Genomic DNA, 7,301 nt, shown 5'->3' on the forward strand with positions numbered 1-7,301 from the left:
GCCGGGTTAGCCGTGTTGGGCCATGGATGGCCCGTCACGGCGGCCCACGGATTCAAGCCGGAGTGCGGGCACACCGAGCCTAAGCGAGGTGCCGAGTGGAGGGGCAAGAGCGTTTTGCTTACTTTTGCGCTCTATCAAAAGTGAGCCGCTGTAAAAGCGGAACCAATCGAAGCCATAACCCAAATACCGGATATGCACAAAAACCCAAACGCCCCGCAAGACCCACCCCCTACCTACCCAGAAAACCCTCCCCCCAGCAAAAACTCGCGCTCCAACTCAGTGGTCGCCCTGGCCAACACCTCATTGCGATGAGGAAACCGCCCAAACCGCGCAATGATATCGGCGTGCTCTTTGGCCCAGTGATACGTACTGGCATCCAACGGCTGATTCAACACCACCGACCGCTGCTGATCTACCGCATCTTCCGAATGCTCAAACGGCAAATAACAAAACGCGCGCAACTCAGGTTCAACCAACCGGTCCAGCCCCGCATCCACCATGCGCCCGGCATACAGGCGCGCCAACGGGTCAGTGGCGAACATATGCGCCGTGCCGCGAAAGGCATTGCGCGGGTATTGATCCAGCAAGATCAGCAACGCCAGCGCGCCCTGCGCCGAGTCGAGCCAGTGTTCCAGTTCGCGCCGCGCCGCCTGCATATGGGTGGTGTGAAACGTCTCGCGAAAGGCCTCATCAAAGCCCTCGTCCTTGGCAAACCAGCGCTTTGGCCCGGCCTGTTTCCAGAACGCAATCACCGCCTCGGCAGACTGTTCTTTCATGCTCATGTTCGTTCCTCTGGTAAACCCGCAGATTTCATCATCGGCGCCTTCACAATCCATTAACGTGCGCAGTTATGTCTGAATGTTTCAACACTCGGAGCCGCTCCAGCCTCGGAACGGTCGCGCCACTGCACATAGGGTTTACCTGATGATCCACCGTCTTGCCCAGGTTTTCAGTGACTCCAACCACGAAGTCCGCGCCAAGTTGTTTGGCATTTATGGGCTATTGATCGCGATCAACGTCGGTGCCTGGCTGTGGGCGCTGGTGGCCTTCCATGACCATCCGATCCTGCTGGGCACTGCCCTGCTCGCCTACAGTTTCGGCTTGCGCCACGCGGTGGACGCGGACCATATCGCCGCCATCGACAACGCCACCCGCAAGCTGATGCAAGAGAAGAAACGCCCGGTGGCCGTGGGGTTCTTTTTCTCGTTGGGGCACTCGTCGGTGGTGGTGCTGGCCTCGATTGGCGTGGCGTTTACCGCTGCCACGATGAAAGACCATTTCGAAGGGTTCAAAGCCGTCGGCGGTGTGATCGGCACGTCTGTGTCGGCGCTGTTTTTGCTGGTAATCGCGCTGATGAACCTGGTGATCCTGCGTTCGATCTACAAGGCCTGGCGCCACGTACGCCAGGGCGGCGCGTACAAAGAGGACGATTTTGACCTGCTGCTGGCCGACCGAGGCTTCATGGCGCGCATCTTCCGCCCGCTGTTTCGCCTGATCAGCCGCAGTTGGCACCTGTACCCGCTGGGTTTTCTGTTTGGCTTGGGCTTTGATACCGCCACCGAAATCGCCCTGCTGGGCATCTCCGCGACCCAGGCGGCACAAGGCTTGTCGCCGTGGTCGATCATGGTATTTGCGCTGTTGTTCAGCGCCGGCATGTCGCTGGTCGACACCCTCGACGGGCACCTGATGCTGGGTGCCTATGGCTGGGCGTACATGAAGCCGCTGCGCAAGATCTACTACAACATGACCATCACCCTGGTGTCGGTGGTGGTCGCGGTGGTCATCGGCAGTATCGAGGCGCTGGGGCTGATCTCGGATCAGTTGGAACTCAAGGGCGACTTTTGGGGCTTTATCGGCCGCCTGAACGACAACTTCGGCACGCTGGGCTACATCATCATCGGCATCTTTATCGCGAGCTGGGCTGCCTCGGTGTTGCTGTACCGCTTGCGTGGGTTTGACCGGATTGAGCTCCGCTGAAGCGCCCCAAACCCGCTCACCACACCAGCGCTACTTGCCACGACCGGAGGCATTCCCACGCAGGGCGTGGGAATGCTCAGGGGGTGTCAGGCCAGTTCAGCCCGCAGTTGGCGCGCTGCGGTGACCATGTGAATCAGCGCCGCTTCCGTCTCCGGCCAGCCTCGGGTTTTCAGGCCGCAGTCGGGGTTGACCCACAGGCGCTCAGCCGGAATTCGCTGGGCGGCCTTGCGCAGCAGGTTGGCCATTTCCGAGGCATCCGGCACGCGTGGCGAGTGGATGTCGTAGACGCCCGGGCCGATGTCGTTCGGGTAAGCGAAGGCTTCGAACGCGTCCAGCAACTCCATGTCCGAGCGTGAGGTTTCGATGGTGATCACGTCGGCATCCATGGCCGCGATGGACTCGATCACATCGTTGAACTCGCTGTAACACATGTGGGTGTGGATCTGGGTTTCGTCACGCACACCCGAGGCGCACAGGCGGAACACTTCAGTGGCCCAGTCCAGGTACTGCTGCCACTGCGCCTGGCGCAAAGGCAAACCTTCGCGGAACGCCGCTTCGTCGATCTGCACGATCTTGATGCCGGCAGCTTCCAGGTCGACCACTTCATCACGAATGGCCAGCGCCAGTTGACGGGCCTGCACTTCGCGGCTCACGTCTTCGCGCGGGAACGACCACATCAGCATGGTCACCGGGCCGGTCAGCATGCCCTTCATCACCTTGTGGGTGAGGCCTTGGGCGTAGCGGATCCACTCCACGGTCATGGCCTTGGGGCGGTTCAGGTCGCCGAAGATCACCGCCGGTTTCACGCAGCGCGAACCGTAGCTCTGTACCCAGCCAAAGCGGGTGAACATGTAGCCGTCCAGTTGCTCGGCGAAGTACTCAACCATGTCGTTGCGCTCGGCTTCGCCGTGTACCAGCACGTCCAGGCCGAGGTTTTCCTGCACTTCGACGGCGTGCTTGATCTCGCTGTGCATCGCTTCGACGTATTCGGCTTCGCTCAACTTGCCGGCCTTGTACGACTGGCGCGCCAGGCGGATTGAGGCAGTTTGCGGGAAGGAGCCGATGGTGGTGGTCGGGAACAAGGGCAGGTTCAGGCCGGCGCGTTGCTGCTCGATGCGCTGGGCAAACAGCGACTGGCGCTGGCTGTCCTGGGCGGTAATGGCCGCAACGCGAGCTTGCACGGCTGGCTTGTGAATGCGGGGCGACGCCGCGCGGGCCGCTTGCACGGCGCGGCTGTCGGCCAGGGCGGCCAGTACGTTCGGGGCGTCTGGTTTGTTGACGGCCTGGGCCAGCACAGCGACTTCGGCGCACTTTTGTATCGCGAAGGCCAGCCAGCTTTTCAGCTCGGCATCCAGCGTGTCTTCACGGCCCAGGTCTACCGGGCTGTGCAGCAAGGAGCACGACGGCGCCACCCACAGGCGATCACCGAGTTTTTCATGCGCATGCTGCAAGGTGGCCAGGGCGTTTTCCAAGTCGCAGCGCCAGACGTTACGGCCATTGACCACGCCCAGGGACAAGACTTTATACGCCGGCAGGCGGTCGAGGATGGTCGGGTACTGCTCCGGGGCGCGCACCAGGTCGATGTGCAAGCCATCCACCGGCAGGTTCGCCGCCAGGCCGAGGTTCTCCTCCAAACCGCCAAAATAGGTGGCGAGCAGCTTTTTCAGCGGGTCGCGCTGGATCTGGTTGTAAGCGCGCTCAAAGGCGTTTTTCCAATCCTGCGGCAGGTCGAGCACCAGGATCGGTTCGTCGATCTGTACCCACTCCACGCCCTGGTCAGCCAGGCGCTGGAAAATCTGGCCGTACAACGGCAGCAGGCGGTCGAGCAGGTCGAGCTTGTCGAAGTCGCCACCCTTGGCCTTGCCCAGCCACAGGTAAGTCAGCGGGCCAATAATGACCGGCTTGACGGTGTGGCCCAGCTCACGGGCTTCCTGCACCTCTTCGAACAGTTGGTCCCAACCGAGGTGGAACTGCTGGTCGGCACTGAATTCCGGCACGAGGTAGTGGTAATTGGTGTCGAACCACTTGGTCATTTCCTGGGCGTGGGCACCGTCGCAGCAGCTGTCGCTGACCCCACGGGCCATGCCGAACAGGGTGTGCAAGGTGGCTTGGCCATCGGCTGGGCGGAAACGCTCAGGGATCACACCGAACATCAGCGAGTGAGTGAGCACCTGGTCGTACCAGGCGAAATCACCGGCGGGCAACAATTCGATGCCCGCCTGCTTTTGCAGGTCCCAATGGGTCTTGCGCAGCTCACGGCCAACAGCGCGCAGACCGGCTTCGTCGAGCTCACCCTTCCAAAACGCTTCCTGCGCTTTTTTCAGTTCACGATCGCGTCCAATGCGCGGAAATCCAAGGGAATGAGCGACTGCCATGACTTACAACTCCACTGTAGGTATTTATGGCAGCCATTGTCGTCAGGCACTCATCGTGAGACAAACTCATTTTATTTCAGATGATCACAAGAACCGCTCATGTTGAAACAACATGCAGGTAGAACGCGTGAAACATGAAATATGCACAGCCGGCCAGAGCCAACCCCATGCAGCGGTTAAACACGGTGAAGGCTGACGCCTGGGTGATCCGCCGGCCCAACACCGCGCCGAGCAGCGCATAGGTCCAGGGCGCGCCGACAGCGCCAAGCCCCAGCAACAGCGAAATGCCGGCGATGGAAGCCCCGGTGATATGCGCCGCGGGCAACATCACGCTGGTGATCGGCAGCACCGCCACGATGCCTTTGGGGTTGAGCAACTGAATCACCAGGCCATTCCAGAACGTGAGCGTCTTGGCCGGCGCACGTGAAGGTGCTTCAACCACCGGGCGTGATGTGAACACCTGGTAAGCCAGATACACGGTGTACACCCCGCCCGCCAGGGAAATGTAGGGCAAGGCCGCCTGCGAAATGATCGCCTCGCCGGTGTAGCCAAACGCCACGAACAGCAACAGCATCGCGCAGCCCACGCCGATGAAAAACCCGGTAGAGCGGCGGCATTTGCCGGTGAGCCCGGCGTTGAGCCCCATGATATTCACGGGACCGGGGCTGTACATGACGCTGAAGGCGTAGAGGAAAATGTCCATGGGGAACCTGTCGTAGAAGAGTCAGGCGAGTCTACTGAGAGCGTTTGTGAGGAATCTTGTACGTTTGTGGTCGCCGTGGCTGGTAGCCGCGCAGGTATTACGCCTACCATGCAATGACTTGCCGCCTTAGACAGTGCCCCATGCTCAAAGCCAGTCTGCGTACTCACCTGACCCTGTGGTTTGCCGGTTTATCCTTGCTGATCTTGCTCATCGTCGGCTTCTACGTCGGGCACATCGCCACTGAACAGGTCAAGCAGGCCAGCGGCAATACGCTGCTCAGCACAGCCCGTTCCACCGCCGCGCTGTTGGCCGTGCAATTGCGCGAGCGCCAGCTGGAAGTGGCGCTGTTGAGCAAGGCGCCGCTGTTTCGCCGAGGCGATCTGGACGCGCCGGACGTAATGACGCTGATGGAACTGCGCACCCAATCGCGCGCCGAGTACGCGTGGATGGGCGTGGCCGACACCGAGGGCCGTGTGCGCCAGGCGGTGAATGGCTTGCTGGTCAACCAGTCGGTGCAACAGCGCCCCTGGTTCCAGGCCGGCATGCGCGGCGAGTACACCGGCGATCCCCACGAGGCGGTGTTGCTGGCCAAGCTGTTACCCGGGGCGGCGAATGGCGAGCCGTTGCGCTTCATCGATTTCGCCGCACCGATTCGCAACGCCAAGGGCGAAACCATCGGCGTGCTCGGCGCCCATGCCCACTGGAGCTGGGTCACACAAATCGTCGATTCAGCCGTGATGCAAAAAGACGCCGCTCCCGACCTTCAAGCATTGATCATCGACTTCGACGGCAAGGTGCTCTACCCCGAGATCCTCGCAGGCCAGCAAATGCCGCAAGACAACTTGCGCCCAGCGTCCGGCTGGACCAGCGGCAACGGCTACGTGACCGCCTCGGTCGCCGTGCCGAGCCCTTCCAACGCCAACCTGTCCTGGTACATCGTGGTTCGCCAGCCACTGGACATCGCGCTGCAACCGGCGCGGGTGCTGCTGTACAAGCTGCTGATTCTCGGTGTACTGGCCGCCATCCTCATCACCGTGGTGGCTTACTACCTGGCGCTGACCCTGAGCAAGCCTATCGAACGGCTGGCCAGGTCTGCCAAACAGGTGCAGGAACAGAAGCCTGGCGCGGTGTTTCCGCAAACGCATTCGGTGGTGGAAATCGCCCAGTTGGGCCAGTCCATCAGCAGCATGACCCAGTCGCTGCTCACCAAGGAGCGTGAGCTGCAGGAGGCCAACGCCTCCCTGGAAGCCACCGTCGCCCAACGCACCGCCGACCTCACCCAAGCCAACGCGGACCTGATGAAACTGGCCACCCACGATGCGCTGACCGGCGTCTACAACCGCCGGCGCTTCGACGAAAAACTCGCCGAGAACAGCCTGCTGTACCAACGCACCGGCCGCACCTTCGCCCTGCTGCTGATCGACGCCGACTACTTCAAGCGCGTCAACGACACCTACGGCCACGCGGTCGGTGACGACGTGCTGTGCCAACTGGCGGCACTGATCGAAAGCACCACCCGCGTCACTGACTTTGTCGCCCGTTACGGCGGCGAAGAATTCGCGGTGTTATTGCCGGAAGTCGAAGAACCCGACAGCCCGGATGTGGTGGCCGAAAAAATCCGCGCGGCCGTAGCAGCCGCCGTGTTCCCGAGTGTGGGCCATATCACGGTGAGTATCGGCGTGGGTGTGGCGGAACCCACCGACCGGGACTCACTGGCACTGCTCAAACGCGCAGACATGCAACTGTATGAAGCCAAGGGCACGGGCAGGAATCGGGTGGCATAAGCCTCACCGTTGGAAAAGAGGAACCCACATGGATGCGGTTACCCAGACTCTCGAAGACTTTGCGATCAACCCACTTGCAGAGCTCCCCGAACAGGCCCACGCGCTGGAGGCGCTGGCCCTGCGCGAAGGGTTCAGGTTTATCACCCGGCTGATCACTGAATGGGAAAACCAGAGCAACCGCTTTGATCAACCGGGCGAATGCCTGCTTGGGGTTTTCCATCACGGCCAGTTGATCGCAATCGGCGGTGTTTCCGTCGACCCCTACGCAGGCCCCGGCATCGCTCGCCTGCGCCGCGTATACGTTGCTCCCGAACAGCGTGGCCGCCAGGTAGGAAAGGCGCTGGTGCACCAGTTGCTGGAACACGCCGCCGGGCATTTTCAACAGGCGCGCCTGTCTACCGATACGCCGCAGGCCGCCGCTTTTTATCGTCGCTGCGGCTTTGATGAAGTCGCGGATGACAC

Annotated in this window: 6 protein-coding genes; 3 read left to right on the forward strand and 3 right to left on the reverse strand. The window is 61.5% G+C overall.

Going from position 1 to position 7,301, the window contains the following annotated elements:
• Positions 1-233: 233 nt before the first annotated feature.
• Positions 234-776 (reverse strand): DUF924 family protein, encoded by a 543-nt coding sequence (locus tag WBB95_RS24765; RefSeq protein WP_424489966.1) that lies wholly within the window; start codon positions 774-776, stop codon positions 234-236.
• Positions 777-924: 148 nt separating this feature from the next.
• On the opposite strand from WBB95_RS24765, the gene WBB95_RS24770 reads away from it, so the two are divergent.
• A complete protein-coding gene (locus WBB95_RS24770) occupies positions 925-1,977 on the forward strand; it encodes a HoxN/HupN/NixA family nickel/cobalt transporter (RefSeq protein ID WP_424489961.1) in 1,053 nt (350 codons plus the stop codon).
• Positions 1,978-2,063: 86 nt separating this feature from the next.
• On the opposite strand, the gene metE is transcribed toward WBB95_RS24770, so the two are convergent.
• Entirely contained in the window at positions 2,064-4,352 is a 2,289-nt protein-coding gene (gene metE, locus WBB95_RS24775) for a 5-methyltetrahydropteroyltriglutamate--homocysteine S-methyltransferase (RefSeq protein WP_424489962.1), read from the reverse strand.
• Between the two features lie 97 nt (positions 4,353-4,449).
• Positions 4,450-5,055 (reverse strand): LysE family translocator, encoded by a 606-nt coding sequence (locus WBB95_RS24780; RefSeq protein ID WP_424489963.1) that lies wholly within the window; start codon positions 5,053-5,055, stop codon positions 4,450-4,452.
• 140 nt (positions 5,056-5,195) lie between these two features.
• On the opposite strand from WBB95_RS24780, the gene WBB95_RS24785 reads away from it, so the two are divergent.
• Positions 5,196-6,839, forward strand: a complete 1,644-nt coding sequence (locus WBB95_RS24785) for a diguanylate cyclase (RefSeq protein WP_424489964.1) — start codon at positions 5,196-5,198, stop codon at positions 6,837-6,839.
• A gap of 28 nt (positions 6,840-6,867) precedes the next feature.
• Positions 6,868-7,301 (forward strand): GNAT family N-acetyltransferase (locus WBB95_RS24790; protein WP_424489965.1); only part of this gene is annotated, 434 nt, incomplete at its 3' end.

It is taken from the genome of Pseudomonas sp. (assembly GCF_049645325.1).
Lineage (GTDB): Bacteria > Pseudomonadota > Gammaproteobacteria > Pseudomonadales > Pseudomonadaceae > Aquipseudomonas.

What these genes read in the sequence shown, in the direction of transcription:
- WBB95_RS24765 (WP_424489966.1), bottom strand. Translation starts at nt 776, where the DNA reads ATGAAAGAACAGTCTGCCGAGGCGGTGATTGCGTTCTGGAAACAGGCC.
- WBB95_RS24770 (WP_424489961.1), top strand. Translation starts at nt 925, where the DNA reads ATGATCCACCGTCTTGCCCAGGTTTTCAGTGACTCCAACCACGAAGTC.
- metE (WP_424489962.1), bottom strand. Translation starts at nt 4,352, where the DNA reads ATGGCAGTCGCTCATTCCCTTGGATTTCCGCGCATTGGACGCGATCGT.
- WBB95_RS24780 (WP_424489963.1), bottom strand. Translation starts at nt 5,055, where the DNA reads ATGGACATTTTCCTCTACGCCTTCAGCGTCATGTACAGCCCCGGTCCC.
- WBB95_RS24785 (WP_424489964.1), top strand. Translation starts at nt 5,196, where the DNA reads ATGCTCAAAGCCAGTCTGCGTACTCACCTGACCCTGTGGTTTGCCGGT.